This window comes from Streptomyces sp. NPDC049541, from assembly GCF_044465725.1.
Lineage (GTDB): Bacteria > Actinomycetota > Actinomycetes > Streptomycetales > Streptomycetaceae > Streptomyces.
This window is the reverse complement of sequence record NZ_JBITLY010000001.1, coordinates 1,247,173-1,266,320: the sequence shown is the minus strand read 5'-3', so window position 1 is coordinate 1,266,320 and position 19,148 is coordinate 1,247,173. Positions and strand designations below refer to the sequence as shown.

The 19,148-nt window shown below is 71.5% G+C and carries 18 protein-coding genes and 1 pseudogene; 6 read left to right on the top strand and 13 right to left on the bottom strand.

The features are described from left to right. Positions 1-100: 100 nt before the first annotated feature. The 7 genes and pseudogenes from ACIBW9_RS05770 to ACIBW9_RS05740 all read right to left on the bottom strand — a co-directional run. Positions 101-1,534, bottom strand: coding sequence for a lysine N(6)-hydroxylase/L-ornithine N(5)-oxygenase family protein (locus ACIBW9_RS05770; RefSeq protein ID WP_398951529.1), 1,434 nt, complete (start codon positions 1,532-1,534; stop codon positions 101-103). Positions 1,535-1,642: 108 nt separating this feature from the next. Further along, positions 1,643-3,028: a pyridoxal phosphate-dependent decarboxylase family protein gene (locus tag ACIBW9_RS05765; protein ID WP_398951527.1), complete on the bottom strand. Its 1,386-nt coding sequence runs from the start codon at positions 3,026-3,028 to the stop codon at positions 1,643-1,645. Positions 3,029-3,219: 191 nt separating this feature from the next. Beyond that, the gene (locus ACIBW9_RS05760) at positions 3,220-4,041 is read right to left on the bottom strand and encodes an NmrA family NAD(P)-binding protein (RefSeq protein WP_398951525.1); all 822 of its coding nucleotides are present in this window, start codon (positions 4,039-4,041) and stop codon (positions 3,220-3,222) included. A 124-nt stretch (positions 4,042-4,165) separates the two neighbouring features. Further along, positions 4,166-6,661, bottom strand: a complete 2,496-nt coding sequence (gene pepN / locus ACIBW9_RS05755; protein WP_398951523.1) for an aminopeptidase N — start codon at positions 6,659-6,661, stop codon at positions 4,166-4,168. A gap of 56 nt (positions 6,662-6,717) precedes the next feature. Then, positions 6,718-7,269 (bottom strand): two-component system response regulator, encoded by a 552-nt coding sequence (locus ACIBW9_RS05750; RefSeq protein ID WP_398951521.1) that lies wholly within the window; start codon positions 7,267-7,269, stop codon positions 6,718-6,720. A 140-nt stretch (positions 7,270-7,409) separates the two neighbouring features. Further along, on the bottom strand, positions 7,410-7,760 hold the full coding sequence (locus ACIBW9_RS05745; RefSeq protein WP_099928096.1) for a chorismate mutase: 351 nt from the start codon (positions 7,758-7,760) through the stop codon (positions 7,410-7,412). A gap of 11 nt (positions 7,761-7,771) precedes the next feature. After that, a pseudogene (locus tag ACIBW9_RS05740) lies at positions 7,772-7,897 on the bottom strand (AraC family transcriptional regulator); the annotation flags it as partial. A gap of 243 nt (positions 7,898-8,140) precedes the next feature. On the opposite strand from ACIBW9_RS05740, the gene ACIBW9_RS05735 reads away from it, so the two are divergent. After that, complete coding sequence (locus tag ACIBW9_RS05735; protein WP_398951518.1) at positions 8,141-9,022, top strand: hypothetical protein; 882 nt, start codon at positions 8,141-8,143, stop codon at positions 9,020-9,022. Positions 9,023-9,155: 133 nt separating this feature from the next. On the opposite strand, the gene ACIBW9_RS05730 is transcribed toward ACIBW9_RS05735, so the two are convergent. Next, on the bottom strand, positions 9,156-10,601 hold the full coding sequence (locus ACIBW9_RS05730; RefSeq protein ID WP_398951516.1) for an MFS transporter: 1,446 nt from the start codon (positions 10,599-10,601) through the stop codon (positions 9,156-9,158). A 133-nt stretch (positions 10,602-10,734) separates the two neighbouring features. Between ACIBW9_RS05730 and ACIBW9_RS05725 the strand changes: the two genes are divergently transcribed. Further along, on the top strand, positions 10,735-11,256 hold the full coding sequence (locus tag ACIBW9_RS05725) for a MarR family winged helix-turn-helix transcriptional regulator (RefSeq protein ID WP_398951514.1): 522 nt from the start codon (positions 10,735-10,737) through the stop codon (positions 11,254-11,256). 6 nt (positions 11,257-11,262) lie between these two features. Here the strand turns inward: ACIBW9_RS05725 and ACIBW9_RS05720 are convergent, their stop codons facing one another. After that, positions 11,263-12,168 (bottom strand): SDR family oxidoreductase, encoded by a 906-nt coding sequence (locus ACIBW9_RS05720; protein WP_398951512.1) that lies wholly within the window; start codon positions 12,166-12,168, stop codon positions 11,263-11,265. Between the two features lies 1 nt (position 12,169). Next, positions 12,170-12,928, bottom strand: coding sequence for an SDR family oxidoreductase (locus tag ACIBW9_RS05715; RefSeq protein WP_398951510.1), 759 nt, complete (start codon positions 12,926-12,928; stop codon positions 12,170-12,172). Positions 12,929-13,122: 194 nt separating this feature from the next. Here ACIBW9_RS05715 and ACIBW9_RS05710 point away from each other — a divergent pair, with 194 nt between their 5' ends. The 4 genes from ACIBW9_RS05710 to ACIBW9_RS05695 are packed head-to-tail and all read left to right on the top strand — an operon-like array spanning position 13,123 to position 16,527. Next, on the top strand, positions 13,123-13,920 hold the full coding sequence (locus ACIBW9_RS05710) for an enoyl-CoA hydratase family protein (RefSeq protein WP_398951508.1): 798 nt from the start codon (positions 13,123-13,125) through the stop codon (positions 13,918-13,920). Next, positions 13,917-14,753, top strand: a complete 837-nt coding sequence (locus ACIBW9_RS05705) for a CoA transferase subunit A (RefSeq protein ID WP_398951506.1) — start codon at positions 13,917-13,919, stop codon at positions 14,751-14,753. The genes ACIBW9_RS05710 and ACIBW9_RS05705 overlap by 4 nt, the downstream gene beginning before the upstream one ends. Beyond that, a complete protein-coding gene (locus ACIBW9_RS05700; RefSeq protein ID WP_398951504.1) occupies positions 14,750-15,469 on the top strand; it encodes a CoA-transferase subunit beta in 720 nt (239 codons plus the stop codon). The genes ACIBW9_RS05705 and ACIBW9_RS05700 overlap by 4 nt, the downstream gene beginning before the upstream one ends. Further along, a complete protein-coding gene (locus ACIBW9_RS05695; protein ID WP_398951502.1) occupies positions 15,469-16,527 on the top strand; it encodes an NAD(P)H-dependent flavin oxidoreductase in 1,059 nt (352 codons plus the stop codon). The genes ACIBW9_RS05700 and ACIBW9_RS05695 overlap by 1 nt, the downstream gene beginning before the upstream one ends. Here ACIBW9_RS05695 and ACIBW9_RS05690 read toward each other — a convergent pair. Genes ACIBW9_RS05690 through ACIBW9_RS05680 form a run of 3 tightly spaced genes read right to left on the bottom strand, consistent with a single transcriptional unit; the run spans position 16,511 to position 19,124 of the window. Then, positions 16,511-17,668 (bottom strand): acetyl-CoA C-acetyltransferase, encoded by a 1,158-nt coding sequence (locus ACIBW9_RS05690; RefSeq protein WP_398951500.1) that lies wholly within the window; start codon positions 17,666-17,668, stop codon positions 16,511-16,513. The genes ACIBW9_RS05695 and ACIBW9_RS05690 overlap by 17 nt on opposite strands. A gap of 26 nt (positions 17,669-17,694) precedes the next feature. After that, the gene (locus ACIBW9_RS05685) at positions 17,695-18,306 is read right to left on the bottom strand and encodes a TetR/AcrR family transcriptional regulator (protein WP_398951498.1); all 612 of its coding nucleotides are present in this window, start codon (positions 18,304-18,306) and stop codon (positions 17,695-17,697) included. Between the two features lie 26 nt (positions 18,307-18,332). Then, on the bottom strand, positions 18,333-19,124 hold the full coding sequence (locus ACIBW9_RS05680; protein WP_398951496.1) for an SDR family oxidoreductase: 792 nt from the start codon (positions 19,122-19,124) through the stop codon (positions 18,333-18,335). Between the last annotated feature and the right edge of the window lie 24 nt (positions 19,125-19,148).

Sequence of the window (19,148 nt, the reverse complement as noted above, 5' to 3'; positions counted from 1 at the left end):
GGTTGGGCCTGGAGCTTGGGCCTAGCGGTTGAGCGGTGACAGGTCTACGGCGTCGGCGATGGTTTGTGCGCCGGCGCCGTTGACGTGGAGGCCGTCGCATTCATTGCCTGTCGTCGACGAGGGGGGTGAGGACGGGTGCCTGGCGGGCGCGTGGGATGTGGGGGTGTTGCTGCTGGTCGAGTCCGAAGGTGGTGAAGGCGGTCCGGGCGGGGAGGGGGTAGGTCTCCTTGCCGGTGAGGGAGTTGAGGATGGTGGCGGAGCGCCAGGCGGCGAGGCCGAGGTCGGGGGTGCCGACTCCGTGCGTGTGGCGTTCGGCGTTCTGGACGTAGATGTGGCAGTTGGCGGCGCTGATGGAGGGGTCGAGGGCGAGGCGGAAGCGTTCGTCGATGCGGGGGCGGTGGCGGCTGTCGCGGCGCAGGTAGGGGTCGAGGCCGGCGAGGAGGCGGTCGAGGGGGCGTTCGCGGTAGCCGGTGGCGAGGATGACGGCGTCGGTGGTGAGGCGGGTGCGGGAGTTCTGCTGGGTGTGTTCCAGGTGGAGTTCGACTTTGGTGGTGGCGAGGCGGCCTGCGGTGCGGACGCGGACGCCGGGGGTGAGGACGACGTCGGGCCAGCCGCCGTTCAGGGTGCGGTGGTAGAGCTCGTCGTGGATGGCGGCGATGGTGTCGGCGTCGATGCCTTTGTGGAGTTGCCACTGGCTGGTGACGAGGCGGTCGCGGACGGCTTCGGGGAGGGAGTGGAAGTAGCGGGTGTAGTCGGGGGTGAAGTGTTCGAGGCCGAGTTTGGAGTACTCCATAGGGGCGAAGGCCTCGGTGCGGCCGAGCCAGTGGATTTTTTCGCGTCCGGCGGGGCGGGCGCGGAGCAGGTCGAGGAAGATTTCGGCGCCCGACTGTCCTGATCCGATGACGGTGACGTGGTCGGCGGTGCGGAACGTGTCGCGGTGGGCGAGGTAGTCGGCGGAGTGGACGACGGGTACGCCGGGGGCTTCGACGAGGGTTTTGAGGGGGTCGGGGATGTGGGGTTCCGTGCCGATGCCGAGGGCGATGTTGCGGGTGTGGGTGCGGCCGAGGGCTTCGGCTTCTCCGTCGGGGCCGAGTTGGGTGTAGTCGACTTCGAAGACGTCGCGTTCGGGGTTCCAGCGGACGGCGTCGATCTGGTGGCCGAAGTGGAGTCCGGGCAGGCCCGCTGCGACCCAGCGGCAGTAGGTGTCGTACTCGGCGCGCTGGATGTGGAAGCGCTCGGCGAAGTAGAAGGGGAAGAGGCGCTCCCGGGATTTGAGGTGGTTGAGGAAGGTCCAGGGGCTGGTGGGGTCGGCGAGCGTGACCAGGTCGGCGAGGAAGGGGACTTGGATGCGGGAGCCGTCGATGAGGAGGCCGGGGTGCCAGGCGAAGGAGGGGCGCTGGTCGTAGAAGGCGGTGTCGAGTCCGGTGAGGGGGTGGGCGAGGGCGGCGAGGGAGAGGTTGAAGGGGCCGATGCCGATGCCGACGAGGTCGCGGGGTGCGTCGGGCTCGTGGTGTGGGTGCGGGGGCGTGCTCATCGGGGTGGTTCCTTCCACGGGTCTTCGGCGGGGTCTGCGCAGTCTTGGGTGGTGCTTCGACTTCGCGGGCGGCTTCCGTCTCGGGCGGCTTCGCTCGGCCGGGTCAGCTCAGGCGGTTTCGTCGGCGGCCTTTTCGACGAGGGCGAGGAGGGTGGCGAGGTCGTCGGGGCGGGTGTCGGGGTTGAGCAGGGTGGCTTTGAGCCAGAGGCGGCCGTCCAGGTGGGCGCGGCCGAGGACGGCGCGGCCCTGGTGGAGGAGTCTTCGGCGTACGGCGGCGACGGCGTCGTCGGTGGTGTGTGCGGGCCGGAACAGGACCGTGCTGATGGTGGGGCGGTCGTAGAGCTCGAAGCCCGGATGGTCCTGGATGAGGGCGGCGAACTCCTGTGCCCGGTCGCAGACTTGGTCGACAAGTGCGCCGAGGCCGGTGCGGCCGAGGGTTTTGAGGGTGACGGCGATCTTGAGGATGTCGGGGCGGCGGGTGGTGCGCAGGGAGCGGCCGAGGAGGTCGGGGAGGCCGGCTTCGGTGTCGTCGTCGGCGTTGAGGTAGTCGGCGTGCTGGTGGAGGGCGGTGAGGTCGTGGGGGTCGCGTACGGCGAGGAGGCCGGCTGCGACCGGCTGCCAGCCGAGTTTGTGCAGGTCGATGGTGATGGTGTGGGCGTGGTGCAGGCCGGTGAGTCGGGTGCGGTGGCGGTCGCTGAGCAGGAGGGCTCCGCCGTAGGCGGCGTCGATGTGCAGGCGGGCGTGGTGGGCGGTGCACAGGGCGGCGATCTCGGGGAGGGGGTCGATGAGTCCGGCGTCGGTGGTGCCGGCGGTGGCGGCGACGAGGTGGGGGCCGGGGAGGGTGGTGAGGGCCTCGTGGAGGGCGGCGGGGTCGAGGGTGCCGTGGGGGGCGGGGAGGGTGACGGGGTCGGGCAGGCCGAGGAGCCAGGCGGCGCGGGGCAGTGAGTGGTGGGCGCTCTCGCCGCAGATCAGGCGGAGGCCGGTGCCGTGTGTCTCGCGGGCGAGGAGGAGGGCGAGTTGGTTGGCTTCGGTGCCGCCGGTGGTGATCAGGGCGTCGGCTGAGGGCGGGGTGGCTGCTCCTGCGTAGATCTCGGCGGCGAGGGCGCGGGTGACGAGCGTCTCCAGCTCGGAGGCCGCGGGGGCCTGGTCCCAGGAGTCGAGGGAGGGGTTGAGGACGCTCGCAGCGAGGTCGGCGGCGGTGGCGACGGCGAGGGGCGGGCAGTGCAGATGGGCGGCGCACAGTGGGTCGGCGGGGTCGGCGGCGCCTTCGGCGAGGGCGTGCACGAGGGTGTGCAGGGCGTCGGGGTCGCCGTGTTGTGGCAGTACGTCGCCGAGGGCGGCCCGTAGGCGTGCGGCGACGGCGGCTGGTCCGCCGGCGGGCAGGGGGCCGCCGCGTGCGTGCGCGCCCTCGTCGAGTGCTTGGAGCACGGTGTCGAGCAGCGGCCGCAGGGCGTGGGGGCCTTCGGGGCCGGAGGCCAGGCTCGGTGTGCTCATGGGTTCCTCCCGGGCGCGCGGGCAGAGGGGGTTCCAGCTTGTCGGTGGTTGCGTGCGCGTGCCCGGGAGGTTCAACGATCGGAACCCGAAAGGGTGTCCTTACGGGTTTCCTACGGGGAAAACGTGTTGCGGTTCAGGGGCTTTGTGGGGTGTTGGGGTATTGGGGGCTTTGGGTAGGGGGCCGCCCGGTGTCAGGCCCGGAAGTCGTCCGCGTGGTCTTCGGCCCAGGTGGCGAAGGTGCGGGCCGGGGTTCCGGTGATCTTTTCGACGGTGGTGGTGATCTCCGGGGGGACGCCGACGGTGGCGGCGAAGGAAGCCAGCAGGCTCTCGCGCAGTTGCGGCGGCAGGTGCGGGAAGAGTTCGGGTCCGGCCTGGTCCGGGGCCACCTCGACGAAGTCCAGGTCACGTCCGATCACCCGGCCGATGGTGGCGATCTGATCGGCGTTGCTGATCGCCTCGGGTCCGGTGAGGCGGTGGACGGCGCCTTCGTGGCCGGGGTCGAGGAGCGCGCGTTCGGCGACGGCGGCGATGTCGTCCTCGTGGATGGGGGCGCTCAGCCCGCCCGCGAAGACGCCGCGCACGGTGTTGCCGCTGCGGATCTGCGGTGCCCAGTGCAGGGCGTTGGTGGCGAACGCGTTGGGGCGCAGGAAGGTCCACTCCAGGCCGCTGTCGCGGATCGCCCGTTCGACGGTGGCGTGCATGACGTGGATGGGGTGGGTCTCGTCGGCGCCGTCCTGGATGATCCCGGAGGAGAGCAGGACGACGTGCCGGACACCGGCCGCGCGGGCCGCCGCCGGCAGGTCGGTGCCGGCCTGGACGTAGAGGAAGAGCTTGGTCGCTCCCTCGAACAGGGCCTCGGGCCGGTCGTGCTGGAGCCGTACCACCTCGGCCCCGGCGGGCAGTTCGGCCCGCTGCGGATCACGGGTCAGGGCCCGCACCGGCCGCCCGTCGGCGACGAGGCGTTCGACGAGGGCACGGCCGACGTTTCCGGTGGCGCCGGTCACTACGATCACGGGGTGCCTCCTGAGGAGAGTTCGGGCTGATCGTCCTTCGCCCGGTCGAGCCTAGGAAGGACGATCAGCTCCCCGCATCGTCGTCGGGGACCAGCCGCACCCGCGACGTCGTAGGTCCCCGGTCCTACGCCTGCCTCACCCGCAACGCCCGTGCCAGGTCGTCGAGTTCGTCGGCCAGGGTGCGGCGCAGGGCGGGGATCGGGTCGGCGGTGTCGAGGCACTCTTCGCCGAGCTGCAGGTTCTCGGTGTCGACGGCGTGGGCGGGGAAGGCCCAGCGGCCGACGGCGGTGGCGATGGCGGGGCCGCGGCGGGCGGCGACGGCGACGGCGTCCTCGTAGTAGCGGGGCACGTACTCGCGCACCAGGTCGGCCTGTTCGGGCTGCCAGAAGCCGCGGGCGGTGGCGGTGAAGAGGTAGTTCGACAGGTCGGTGCGCTCGTCCGTGCCGAACATGGCCTGCCAGGCCCTGGCCTTGGCCTCGGCGTCGGGCAGGGCGGCGCGGCAGCGGGCGGCACCTTCCTGGCCGGTGGCGGAGGGGTCGCGGTCGAGTTCGGCGGCGATGGCCTGCTCGTCGGTGGCGCCGAGGACGGCGAGGCGGGCGAGGACGCGCCAGCGCAGTTCGGGGTCGAGTTCGGGGCCGCCGGGGACGGTGCCGTCGGCGAGCCAGGCGGCGATGGTGTCGGGGTGGGCGGCGACGCCGATGAGGTGGCGTACGGCGATCAGGCGCAGGCCGGGGTGGTCGCCGTCCTCGGTGCGGCGGATGAGGTCGCGGCACAGGGAGGTGAGGGTGGTCAGGGCTGCCGGGCGCTGTTCGGAGGTGAGGTAGCGGTCGGCGACCCTGGTGGCGGCGAAGGCGAGGACGCCCTGGACGAGGGCGAGGTCGGTTTCGTACGGGAGGTGGGTGCGGGCGGTGTCCAGGTAGGCGGTGGGCGGGAGCTGGCCGTCGCGCACGGCGTCGCGCAGGGCGTTCCAGACGACGGCGCGGGTGAGGGGGTCGGGCAGGCCGGAGAGGCTGGTGCGGACGGCTTCGAAGGACACGGGGTCGAAGCGGATCTTGGCGTAGCTGAGGTCGCCGTCGTTGAGGAGGAGCAGGGCGGGGCGTTTGCCGAGGGGCTCGGGTGTGGTGTGCGGGATGTCGAGGTCGAGGCGTTCGCGCAGGATGAGGTGGCGGCCCTCGTCGGCGACGTCCGGGTCGTAGAGACCGACGGCGATGTGGTGCGGGCGGCTGCCGGTGTGTTCGACGGTGAGGGTGCAGGTGCCGTCGTCGGCGGGGGTGACCACGGGGGTGAGGGTGTCGACGCCGGTGGTGCGCAGCCAGGCGTCGGCCCAGGCGTGGACGTCGCGTTCGGTGGCGGAGGCGAGGGAGTCGATGAAGTCGGCGAGGGCGGCGTTGGCGAACTTGTGGCGGGCGAAGTGGGTGTTGATGCCGGCGAGGAAGTCCTTCTCGCCGAGCCAGGCCACGAGTTGGCGTAGTGCGGAGGCGCCCTTGGCGTAGGAGATGCCGTCGAAGTTGAGCAGGGCGGAGGCCGTGTCGTTGACGTTCTCGGGGGCTACGGGGTGGGTGGACGGGCGCTGGTCGGCGTCGTAGCCCCAGGCCTTGCGGGCGACTCCGAAGTCGGTCCAGGTGTCGGTGAAGCGGGTGGCTTCGGTGAGGGTCTGGTAGCCCATGTACTCGGCGAAGGACTCGTTCAGCCAGATGTCGTCCCACCAGCGGAGGGTGACGAGGTCGCCGAACCACATGTGGGCCATCTCGTGGGCGATGACCATGGCGCGGGTCTGGCGTTCGGTGTCGGTGACGGCGGAGCGGTAGACGAAGTCGTCGCGGAAGGTGACCAGGCCGGGGTTCTCCATGGCGCCGGAGTTGAACTCGGGGACGAAGGCCTGGTCGTAGGAGTCGAAGGGGTAGGGCTCCTCGAATTTTTCGTGGTAGCGGTCGTAGCACTGCTTGGTGATCTCGAGGAGTTCCTCGGCGTCCGCGTCCAGGTGGGGGGCGAGCGAGCGGCGGCAGTGCAGGCCGAAGGGCAGGTCGCGGTGTTCGGTGCGCACGGAGTGCCAGGGGCCGGCGGCGACGGCGACGAGGTAGGTGGGGATCAGGGGGGTGGAGGCTGCCTGCCAGCGGCCTTCGCCGAGGTGTTCGGTGATGCCGTTGGCGAGGACGCTCCAGCCTTCGGGGGCGGTGACGGTGAGGTCGAAGACGGCCTTGAGATCGGGCTGGTCGAAGGCGGCGAAGACGCGTTGGACGTCGTCCATGAACAGCTGGGTGTAGACGTAGGTCTCGCCGTCGGTGGGGTCGGTGAAGCGGTGCATGCCCTCGCCGGTGCGGGAGTAGCGCATGCTCGCGTCGAGGTGCAGTTCGTGCTCGCCGGCGGTGAGGTTCTTCAGGGGCAGCCGGTTGCCGTCGAGGGTTTCCGGGTCGAGGGGCTGTCCGTCGAGGGCGGCGGTGCGCAGCTGGGCGGGCTTGAGCTCGATGAAGGTGTCGGCGTCCGTGCGCGCGGTGAAGCGGATGACGGTGCGGGAGTCGAAGGTCTCGTCGCCGGTGGTCAGATCGAGGTCGATCGTGTAGCGGTGGACGTCGAGGAGCTTGGCACGGGTCTGCGCTTCGTCGCGCGTCAGAACGGACATGCAGGTAATGCTGCCCGATGGCACTGACAAGGCACAGGGGCGGACCGGTACGCGCCCTATGTCCGTTCCTCTTCGAGCTCCCCGTCGTGCGCCTGGCTCAGGCGCTGGACGGGGAGGCGGGCGTCGGGGTGGCGCAGGGCGGCCGGGCGGTGGGCGGGGACATCGGCGTCGGTGTGGTCCTTGACGAGGGCGCGCAGTTCGCGGATCTCCTGCTCGAGGGCGAGGTGGCGGCGGTGGGCGTCGTAGAGGTAGCGGACCTTGGTACGCAGCGACCAGGGGTCTATGGGCTTCATGACGAGGTCGGCGACGCCGAGGGCGAAGGCGGTGGAGGTCAGTAACTGGTCGGGGCCGAAGCCGGTGAGGAGGATGACCGGGATGTGCTGGGTCTGTTCCACGCGGCGCATGTAGCGCACCACGTCCAGGCCGCTGACACCGGGCATGCGGACGTCGAGCAGCAGGAGGCCGACCTGTCCGCGGAGCACCTGCTTGAGGGCCTCGTCGCCGTTGGTGGCGCGGCCCAGCTGATAGCCCAGCGGGGCCAGGGCGCTCTCCAGGGCGTACAGGGTGTCCTCGTGGTCGTCCACGATGAGGATCTTGGCTTCCGGCATGGCCCGTCGTCCCTCCCGCGTGGACAACCAGCTTATGTCCGAGGTGCTGACGTGCCGTGGCCGTCAGCTGACAAGGAGTGCACAGCGCAGCATGCCCTGTGCGGGCCCTCCTGTCACGTCCTGCGGGGCATCGAGCGAGGTCAATTCGCCGTTTTTGCGGAGCCGTTCACGGCGTCGTCCGCGATGCGTTCGTGGTGGCGGATCACTTCGGCGATGATGAAGTTCAGGAACTTCTCAGCGAACGCCGGATCGAGTTTGGCGCTTTCGGCGAGGGCGCGCAGCCGCTCGATCTGGCGGGCCTCGCGGGCGGGGTCGGCGGGCGGCAGTCTGTGTGCGGCCTTGAGGTGGCCGACCTGCTGGGTGGCCTTGAAGCGTTCGGCGAGCATGTGGATGACGGCTGCGTCGATGTTGTCGATGCTGTCGCGCAGCCGGGCGAGTTCCTCGCGGACGGCGGGGTCGACGTCGCGGGTGCCGGTGTTGCTGGTGGTCATGAGCGCCCAGCCTACGTGGCGGCGGTGGGTTCGATCATCGGTGGATCGTCGGGGCCGGAGACGCGGTTGCTCCAGCCGCCGAGGACGGCGCGGTACTGCCGGGCGCGGAAGCGGACGGGCGGCATGCCGACGCGGCGGGCCCCGTGCCGAGGACTTCGCGCAGCCCGTGCGGCAACTGCCGGGCCGGACCCGAGGGTTCGTGTCGGTCAACGGGTTCAACCTGGGCCGCTACTGGTCGGCGGGCGCCAGCGCTCCCTGTCCGGCTCGGTCCCTCCAACGATCTTCAGGGCGGGCTGGTCGACGGGGCGGGCGAGCGGGGGTAAATCCGCTCACCTCCTCGTACAGTGGAATCGGGTTCAGGGCGTCTTGGGGGTTCGGGCGTGGCGAACGGCGGACCGGTCGAGCACGGCTACCCACACCTGGAGACGGTGCGGGCCGCCATCACCGCGCTCTACAAACGGTTGTCGTACGACACCATCCAGACCTTCTCCAGCAGCGTCCTGCCCGCCGATGTGGCCTTCTGCGACACCGACGACCTCTATCTGGGCGCACAGCGCGTGGCCCGCGAGCTGGTGCACCACTACCGGCTTCCGGACGCCCGGCTGATCGTCAGCTTCCGCGAGATGCAGCACGCGGCGAACGTCGAACTCGCCGCGGGACCCGAGTACTTCGTGGAGCTGAACGACCGTTTCCGCACCCATCGCCGTGACATCGGCGCCGCCCTGGCGCACGAGATCATGCACGTGTATCTGCACCGCCTGGACCTGTCCTTCCCCGGCACCCGCGACAACGAGATCCTCACGGACACCGCGACGACCTACCTGGGCGCGGGCTGGCTGCTGCTGGACGCCTACCGGGAGGACTCGACGTCCTCCCAGAAGCTCGGCTATCTGACCCCCGAGGAGTTCGGCTACGTCCTGGCGAAACGCGCACTGGTCTTCCACGAGGACCCGTCGATCTGGTTCACCAGCCCCCAGGCCTACGAGGCCTACACGCGGGGCATGGCCGAGGCCCGCCACGACGAGCAGCAGCCCCCGCTGACGGGCGCCGGCTGGGCGGGCCGCCGCCGCTACGCCCGCGACCGCCGCCACGCCCCGGGGCCGCAGCCCGGCGTGCCCTACACCTTCACCCCCGACGGCGGCGGCCGGCTGCGTGTCTCGTTCCCCTGCCCGACCTGCCATCAGAAGATCCGGGTGCCGGTACGCGGGCGCGTGCGCGCGCGGTGTGCGCTGTGCCGGACGGTGCTGGAATGTGACACCTAGGGGTACTGCTGTGCTCCCGGCGCTGCAGCGGGGCCTGGGGGCTCCGCCCCCCAGGCCCCGTTCGGCCTGAACGGCCTGGTCCTCAAACGCCGGACGGCTGAAGTGCCTCACGCGCCGGACGGGCTGAAGTGCCTCACGCTCCGGACGGGCCGGAAGACACCGCCCGGCGTGGCAGTGCCGCGCACAGCGCCGCGCACACCAAGAACGCCCCCGTCACCCACGGCATCGCCGCCGTCAGTGCGCCCGTCAGGCCGTTCCCGGCGTGGTCGAAGAACACGGTTCCGACGACCGCCGCTCCGAGCGCGCCCCCGAACTGCTGTGCCGTGGAGAAGATCCCGGACGCCCCGCCCGCCAGCTCCGCCGGCACCGCGGACAGCACCACGTTCACCAAGGGCACCACCAGGAAGCCCAGTCCGGCCCCCGCGACCACCAGGCCCGGCACGAGCGGCCAGGCGCCGGTGTGTGCGGCGGGCGCGTCGGTGACCGCTGCCCACACCCAGCCAAGACCGGCGGCCATCATCAGGGCGCCGGCCCCCAGCACCAGGCGCCCGAACCGCACCGCGAGTGCGTCCGCGGCAGGCGCCGTGAGGAAGCTGCCGGCCGAGAAGGCCACGGTCACCACTCCGGCCTGCATCGGCGTGTACCGCTCGCCGCCCTGCAGCCAGAGCGCGAAGACCAGGAAGAAGCCCTGCATGCCGACCGAGAACAGCAGCTGCACCAGCACACCCACCGAGAACGCGGGGAGCCGGAACGCCCGTGCCGGCAGCAGCGGCACCGTCCCCGCACCACGCCGGTGCGCCTCGAACACTCCGAGCCCGGCGACGGCGCAGACGCCCGCGGCGAGGCAGAACCAGCCCCACACCGGCCATCCGTTCCCCCGGCCCTGCACCAGCGGCAGCACGATCGCCACCAGCCCGGCCGCCAGCACGGCGCTCCCGAGCAGATCCGGCCGCCCCGCCGACCGCTCCTTCGTGGCCGGCACCAACACCAGGCCCGCGACCAGCGTGGCCACCGCCACCGGCACGTTCACCAGGAACACCGAGCGCCAGCCCCAGCCGAACAGATCGGCATCGGTCAGCAGCCCGCCCAGCAGCAGCCCCACCGCCGAGGCGAACCCGGCGACGGCCCCGTACATCCCGAACACCGCACCGCGCTCCTTGCCCGTGAACAGGGTGCGGAACGAGCCGAGCACCTGCGGAACCAGCACCGCCGCCAGCACGCCCTGCACGGCCCGTGCGGCGATCAGCTGGCCGGGCGTCTGGGCGAGGCCGCACCCCAGGCTCGCCAGGCCGAAGCCCGCGGTGCCGGCGAGGAACAGTCCGCGGCGCCCGAAGCGGTCCCCGAGGTGCCCGGAGACGATCAGTGTGGCGGCGAAGCCCAGCAGATAGGCGGAGACCAGCCACTGCAGCTCGCTCTGCGTGGCGTGCAGGTCACGTCCGATGGACGGGATCGCCACATTGACGATCGTGACGTCCAGCAGGTCCATCAGTGCCGCGATCATCATCACGACGGCGGCGGCCCAGCGGCGCGGATACGGATCCGCTTCGGTGGGCGGGGACATGGCAAGGGTGGTGGTCATGGCGTCTCCCGTTGGGTCCGGACGTCGTCGAGTCCAGATTTATTTCGTTCGGACGAACGAAAGACTTGCATCGACACATCCGCGATCGCAAGTACTTAGTTCGGCCGAACGAAATATTTGCTACGCTGACGCCATGAGCGGCAGTGAGACGGGATCCGAACGGCCGGCGCCGAACCTCGAGGCGGCCGTCCCCACGGACGACAAGCGGCGGGCCGAGACACTGCTGCGACTGTTCGCCGCGGGCCGCGAGAACAGCGGGGCCACCGTGATGTTCCACTCCGCGGTGTCCGCCAGGCAGGGTCTGATCCCGAGCGAGGAGAAGGCCCTCGACCTCCTGGAGCGGCACGGCCCGCTCACCGCGAAGGAGCTCGCCGAGCACACCGGCCTGGCCCCCGCATCCGTCACCGGCCTGGTCGACCGCCTCGAGGCCAAGGAGTTCGTACGCCGGGTCAAGCATCCGACGGACAAGCGGCGGGTGCTCGTCGAGCTGAACCGGGAGAAGATCGCCCATCTCTTCGCGTTCTTCGAGGAGTGGGCGCGCGACATCGCCGCGGCGTGCGAGCAGTTCAGCACGGACGAGCTGGACACCGTGATCCGCTTCCTGGAAGTGATGACGGAGGAGCAGCGCAAGGCCGCCGCCCGGCTCACCGGCTGAGCGCGCTCAGGCCCCGTACACCGCGCCCGGCTCCGCCGCCTCGGCCAGCAGCTTCAGCGCCGTCTCGCCCGCCTCGCCGGGGCTCCAGCGCGCCCCCTTGTCGGCGCTCGGACCCGGCCGCCAGCCCTCCATGACCGTGATCCGGCCGCCCTCCGCCTCGAAGACGCGCCCGCTCACCCCGGCGCTTGCGGCGGAACCGAGCCAGACGACGAGCGGGGAGACGTTTTCCGGGGCCATCGCGTCGAAGCCGTCGGCGGGCGCTGTCATCGTGTCGGCGAAGGTGCGTTCCGTCATCCGGGTGCGGGCAGCGGGCGCGACGGCGTTGACCTGGATGCCGTACCGGCGCAGTTCGGCCGCGGCGACCAGCGTCAAGCCGACGATGCCGGCCTTCGCGGCGCTGTAGTTGCCCTGCCCGACCGACCCCAGCAGCCCGGCGCCGCTGCTGGTGTTGACGATCCGGGCCACCGGCATACGGCCCGCCTTGGCCTCGGCCCGCCAGTGCGCGGCGGCGTGCTTCAGTGGCAGGAAGTGGCCCTTGAGGTGGACGCGCAGGACGGCGTCCCAGTCGTCCTCGGCGAGGTTGACGAGCATCCGGTCGCGCAGGAAGCCCGCGTTGTTGACGAGGGTGTCGAGCCGGCCGTACGCCTCCAGGGCCGTCGCGATGAGGGAGGCCGCCCCTTCGGTGGTGGCGACGTCGCCGCCATGGGCGATGGCCTCGCCGCCCGCCGCGCGGATCTCGTCCACCACCCGGCCGGCCGGGCTGTCGGGGCCCGGCGTCCCATCCAGGCCCACCCCCAGGTCGTTGACGACCAGCCGGGCGCCCTCCGCCGCGTACGCGCGCGCGTGCGCTCGCCCGAGGCCCCGGCCGGCTCCGGTGACGATCACGACCCGCCCGTCGCAGATTCCGCTCATCTCACGTCTCCTTGTTGGCAGTTGCCGCATCCAGGAACGCCGGCCGCTCCCCTCCCCCGTGCACCAGCAGGCTCGCCCCGCTGATGTAGGCCGCCGCGTCCGAGGCCAGGAAAACGGCGGCCGCGCCCACGTCGGCGGGCGTGGCGAGACGGCCGAGCGGCACCGTGCGGGAGACCGCCTCGACGCCGTCCTCGCCGCCGTAGTGGAGGTGGGCCAACTCGGTGCGGACCATGCCGACGACGAGGGTGTTGACGCGCACCTCGGGCGCCCACTCGACGGCCATCGAGCGGGCGAGGCTCTCCAGGCCCGCCTTGGCCGCCCCGTACGCGGCAGAACCGGGCGAGGGGCGGCTCCCGCTGACGCTGCCGATCATCACGACGGCGCCCTGCACCCGCCTGAGGTGTTCGTATGCGGCGAGGGAGGCCGTCAGCGGCGCGAGGAGGTTCAGCTCCAGCACGCGCGCGTGCCGCTCGGCTTCCGCGTCGGCCAGCAGCCGGTAGGGCCCGCCGCCCGCGTTGTTGACCAGGACGTCCAACCGGGGAAGTCCGGCGAAGAAGGACCGTACGGCGGGCGGGTCGCGCAGGTCGAGGTGCGCGAACTCGACGCCCTCGACCGGGGCTTCGGGCGGCCTGCGCGCACAGGCCACGACCCGCGCACCCGCCTCGGCGAAGGCCTGCGCGATCCCGGCTCCGACCCCGCGGGTGCCGCCGGTGACGACGACGGTCCGGCCGCTCAGCTGCGGCCGGCGCGGTTCAGTCATGTCGGCCTCGCGATGTCCGCGGCGGCCACCGCTTGCGACCTGCTTCTTCTGCTGGGGGTCCGGGGGTCGCCCCCCGGAAAAGCACAGTATCCACAGGCCTCCCGCTCCGATCCGAGGGCTGCTAGCTTCGAAGCCTCGCACCTAACAAATGTTTGGTGGAAAAAGCGTTGGTTGGAAAGGTAGCTGATGTGGCCATGGGTGTCTCCACCTCGTCCCCGGAAAAGGAGCCCGAAAAAAGTGGCATCGCCGTCGTGACCGTCGACTTCCCGCCGGTGAACGCGTTGCCGGTGGACGGCTGGTTCGCCCTGGCCGACGCGGTGCGCGCGGCGGGCCGCGACCCGCAGGTCCGGTGCGTGGTGCTGGCCGCGCAGGGGCGGGGGTTCAACGCGGGCGTGGACATCAAGGAGATACAGACACGGGGGCCGAGCGCGCTGGCCGGCGCCAACCGCGGCTGCTTCGAGGCGTTCGCGGCGGTGTACGAGTGCGCGGTGCCGGTAGTGGCGGCGGTGCAGGGCTTCTGCCTGGGCGGCGGGATCGGGCTGGTGGGGAACGCGGACGTGATCGTGGCGAGCGAGGACGCCACCTTCGGGCTGCCCGAGCTGGACCGCGGCGCCCTGGGGGCGGCCACGCACCTGTCCCGGCTGGTCCCCCAGCACCTGATGCGCGCGCTGTACTACACCTCCCGCACCGTGACCGCCGCCGAACTGCACGCGCACGGCTCGGTGTGGCGGGTGGTGCCGCGGGAGGAACTGCGGGCCGCGGCACTGGAGTTGGCGGGCGAGATAGCCGCCAAGGACGGTGAGCTGCTGCGGCTGGCCAAGGCCGCCATCAACGGCATCGATCCGGTCGACGTGCGCCGCAGCTACCGCTTCGAGCAGGGCTTCACCTACGAGGCGAACGCGGTCGGGGTGGGCGACCGGGTCCGCGGCACCTTCGGCAAGGAGAAGAAGGACAAGGCCGAGAGGGATGAGAGGGAGGGGGCACAGGCGTGAGCGACAAGACGATGACCGCCGAGCAGGTCGTCTCCCGTCTGCACAGCGGCATGACACTGGGCATCGGCGGCTGGGGTGCACGGCGCAAACCGATGGCCCTGGTCAGGGCGCTGCTGCGGTCCGGCATCGGTGACCTGACCGTCATCTCCTACGGCGGCCCGGACGTCGGCATGCTCGCGGCCGCCGGGCGGATCCGGAAACTGGTGGCGCCCTTCGTCACCCTCGACTCCATCCCGCTTGAACCGCACTACCGCGCGGCCCGCGAGGGCGGTGCCTTCGAGCTGATGGAGATCGACGAGGCGATGTTCATGTGGGGGCTGCACGCGGCGGCGAACCGGCTGCCGTTCCTGCCGGTGCGGGCCGGGATCGGATCGGACGTGATGCGGGTCAACCCCGGGCTGCGGACGGTGACTTCGCCCTACGAGGACGGGGAGACGTTCGTGGCGATGCCCGCCCTGCGGATGGATGCGGCCCTGGTGCACCTGGGCCGCGCCGACCGCCTGGGCAACGGGCAGTATCTGGGCCCCGACCCGTACTTCGACGACCTGTTCTGCGAGGCGGCGGACGCGGCGTACCTGTCGTGCGAACGGATCGTCGACACGGCCGAGTTGACGAGGGAGGCCGTACCGCAGACCCTGCTCGTCAGGCGCCATACGGTGACCGGGGTGGTCGAGGCCCCGAACGGCGCCCACTTCACCTCCTGCGCGCCCGACTACGGGCGGGACGAGGCCTTCCAGAAGCAGTACGCGTCCACGCCGTGGCCGGAGTTCGCCGCCCGGTTCCTCGCCGGGGACGAACAGGCCTACCAGTCGGCGGTCAGGGAGGCGACATGAGCGAGGTCAGCCGCGCCGAGTACTGCGTGATCGCCTGCGCCGAGGCCTGGCGGGGCAACGGTGAGGTGCTCGCCAGCCCCATGGGCCTGATCCCCTCCATCGGTGCCCGTCTCGCCCGGCTCACCTTCTCCCCGGACCTGCTGCTGACCGACGGCGAGGCGACGCTGGTCCGCCCGGACGGGACGCCGGAGGGCTGGCTGCCCTACCGGCAGCATCTCGCCCTGGTCTCCGGTGGCCGCCGGCACGTGATGATGGGTGCGAGCCAGATCGACCGGTTCGGCAACCAGAACATCTCCTGTATCGGTGACTGGAAACGGCCCGCGCGGCAGCTGCTCGGGGTGCGCGGCGCACCGGTCAACACCCTGAACAATCCGACGAGTTACTGGGTGCCGAGACATTCGCGGCGCGTGTTCGTCGAGAAGGTCGACATGGTCTGCGGGGTCGGATACGACCGGGCGGCCGGTGCCCGCTACCACCGCATCCCGTGTGTCGTCTCCGATCTGGGTGTCTTCGACTTCGCCACCCCCGACCACTCGATGCGGCTTGCTTCCCTGCACCGCGGTGTCACGGTGGAGCAGGTCAGGGAGGCGACGGGCTTCGATCTGGCCGTCCCGGACGAGGTGCCACCGACGCGTGAGCCGACCGCCGAGGAGCTGCGGCTGATCCGTGAGGTGATCGATCCGGGCGGCAGCCGTGCCAGGGAGGTCGGTTCGTGATGGAGACAGCTCTCACGCGGCTGGTCGGCATCCGGCATCCGATCGTGCAGACGGGCATGGGGTGGGTGGCGGGCCCGCGTCTGGTCTCCGCTGCGGCGAACGCGGGCGCGCTGGGCATCCTGGGCTCCGCGACCATGACCGCCGACCGGCTGCGGGAGGCGATACGGGAGGTCAAGTCCCGTACGGACGCGCCGTTCGGGGTCAATCTGCGGGCCGACGCCTCGGATGCGGGCGACCGGGTGCGGATCCTGATCGAGGAGGGCGTGCGGGTGGCCTCCTTCGCCCTCGCGCCCTCCGCCGAGCTGATCGCGGAGCTGAAGGAGGCGGGCGTGGTCGTCATCCCCTCCATAGGGGCCCGCCGGCATGCCGAGAAGGTCGCGGCGTGGGGTGCGGACGCCGTGATCGTGCAGGGCGGCGAGGGCGGCGGGCACACCGGCGAGGTCGCGACGACGGTGCTGCTGCCGCAGGTCGTGGACGCGGTGCGGATACCGGTGGTGGCGGCGGGCGGATTCTTCGACGGTCGGGGGCTGGTCGCTGCGCTGGCGTACGGGGCGGCCGGGATCGCGATGGGCACACGGTTCCTGCTCACCTCCGACTCGACGGTGCCGGACGCGGTGAAAGCCAGGTACCTGGCGGCGACGGTCAGGGACGTCACGGTGACCACGGCCGTGGACGGGCTGCCGCACCGGATGCTGCGCACGGACCTGGTGGCCGCGCTGGAGAGATCCGGCCGGGCGAGAACCCTGCTGCACGCCTTGCGCCGGGCGGCCGGGTTCCGGAAGCTGTCGGGGCTGAGCCGGCGCCAGCTGCTGCGCGACGGGCTCGCCCTCAAGCACGGCAAGGAGCTGTCCTGGAGTCAGGTGCTGCTCGCCGCCAACACCCCGATGCTGCTCAAGTCGGCCATGGTGGACGGCCGTACGGACCTCGGGGTGATGGCGTCCGGGCAGGTCGCCGGGGTGATCGAGGACCTGCCCTCGTCTGCGGAGCTGGTGGAGGCGATCATGAAGGAGGCGGAGAGGATCCTCGAGTCGCTGGGGTCTCTCAGATCCGTTCGATGATCGTCACGTTGGCCTGGCCGCCGCCCTCGCACATCGTCTGCAGTCCGAACCGGCCGCCGGTGCGCTCCAGTTCGTGCAGCATGGTGGTCATGAGCTTGACGCCGGTCGCGCCGAGGGGGTGGCCGAGGGCGATGGCGCCACCGTTGACGTTGACCTTGTCCGGGTCGGCGCCGGTCTCCTTCAGCCAGGCCAGGACGACCGGCGCGAAGGCCTCGTTGATCTCGACCAGGTCGATGGCGTCGATGGTCAGGCCCGTCTTCTTCAGGGCGTGGGCGGTGGCCGGTATCGGGGCGGAGAGCATGCGGATCGGGTCCTCGCCACGCACGGAGAGATGGTGCACGCGTGCGCGTGGCGTCAGTCCGTGCTCGCGTACCGCCCGTTCGGAGGCAAGCAGCATCGCCGCCGCCCCGTCGGAGACCTGGGAGGAGCAGGCGGCGGTGATGGTGCCGCCGTCGAGGACCGGCCTGAGCCCGGCCATCTTCTCCAGGGAGGTGTCCCGGCGCGGGCCCTCGTCGACGGCGACCGGGCCGTAGGCGACGGTCTCACGGTCGAAGCGGCCCTCGTCGATGGCGCGCAGCGCCCGCTGATGGGACCTGAGCGCGAACTCCTCCTGGTCCTGGCGGCTGATCCCCCACTTGGCGGCGATCATCTCGGCGCCGACGAACTGGTTCACCGGCTGGTCCCCGTACCGTGCGCGCCAGCCCTCGCTGCCCGCGAAGGGGCCCGCGGTGAACCCCAGGGGCTCGGCGGCCTGGCGGGTCGCGAAGGCGATGGGGATCTGCGACATGTTCTGCACGCCGCCGGCGACCACCAGGTCCTGTGTGCCCGAGAGCACGGCCTGCGCCGCGAAGTGCACGGCCTGCTGCGAGGAGCCGCACTGCCGGTCGATGGTCACGCCCGGTACCTCCTCGGGCAGTCCGGCCGCCAGCCAGCAGGTCCGTGCGATGTCCCCGGCCTGCGGCCCCACCGCGTCCAGACAGCCGAACACGACGTCCTCGACGGCGGCCGGATCCACCCCCGAGCGGGCCATCAGCTCCTTCAGCACATGGGCGCCGAGGTCGGCGGGATGGGCCCCGCTCAGCCCGCCCCCGCGCCGCCCCACGGGCGTACGGACCGCTTCGACGACATAGGCCTCGGCCATGGCAACTCCCCAGCCTTCCCCATGGGTTAGGTGCGTACGGCGATCCCGTCCAGCACCATCGACAGGTACTGCCGGGCGATCTCCTCCGGGCTGTGCTGTCCGCCGGGCCGGTACCAGGACGCGGCCACCCACACGGTGTCGCGCACGAACCGGTAGGTGAGCCGGACGTCCAGGTCGGCCCGGAAGACCTCGTCGGCCACGCCGCGCTCCAGCGTGGCCAGCCACGCCTTCTCGAACTTGCGCTGCGACTCGGCGAGGAACGCGAACCGCTCCTGCGCGAGCAGCTGCTTGCTCTCCTTCTGGTAGATCGCGACGGCGGCGCGGTGCCGGTCGATCTCCCGGAACGACTCGGTGACCAGGGCCTCCAGGGTCTCCCGCGGTCCCAGCTCGGCGTCCAGGACGGTGTCGTAGCCGCCCCAGAGTTCGTCGAGGAAGGTGCGCAGGATCTCCTCCAGCATCGATTCCTTGGAGTCGAAGTGGTAGTAGAGGCTGCCCGCGAGCATGCCCGCGTGGTCGGCGATCTTGCGTACGGTGGTGGCGTTGTAGCCCTGCTCGGCGAAGACCTCGGCGGCGGTCTCGAGGAGTTCGCGCCGCCGGGCGGGTGCGGCGGTCACCTGGGGCTTCTTCTTGGTCGGCACGGGTCCATTGTCGTCCGCTCCGGTCCTCAGGCGTGCTGGCTGCTGACGGAGACGACTTCTCCGGTCAGGTACGAGGAGTAGCCGGACGCCAGGAACACGATCACGTTGGCCACCTCCCAGGGTTGCGCGTACCGCCCGAAGGCCTCGCGTGCGGTCAGTTCCTCCAGCAGTTCCGGCGTCGTCACCTTCACCAGGTGAGGATGCATGGCCAGGCTCGGCGAGACGGCGTTGACCCGCACCCCGTACTCGGCGGCCTCCATCGCCGCGCACCGGGTCAGCGCCATCACGCCCGCCTTCGCCGCGGCGTAGTGGGCCTGGCCGGCCTGGGCGCGCCAGCCGACCACGGAGGCGTTGTTCACGATCACGCCGCCGCGTCCGTCCGCCCGCATCAGCCGCAGGGCCGCCCTTGTGCACCGGAACGTGCCGTTCAGCGTCACGTCGAGGACGCGGGTCCACTGCTCGTCGCTCATGGCGACGAGGTCCGCCGTGCCGCCCAGACCGGCGTTGTTGACCACGACGTCCAGCCGTCCGTGCTCCCGCACGGCGGTCTCGAACAGCGCCCGCACCTGGCTTTCGTCGGTGACGTCGCACGGCAGGGCGGCGACCGACGCGGTCCCGAACTCGCCGGCGAGCTCGGCCTCGTACTCCTTGAGGCGCCGCACATGCGCGTCGCCGATCAGCACGCGCGCGCCCTCCTCCAGGAAGCGCCGCGCGGTGGCGCCGCCGATGCCCGCTCCGGCCGCCGCGGTGATGACGGCGGTGCGTCCCTTCAGCAGCCCGTGCCCCGGCTCGTACACGGGGCTCTCGACGACTGTCATAGCCCCACGCTAACCTACCAAACA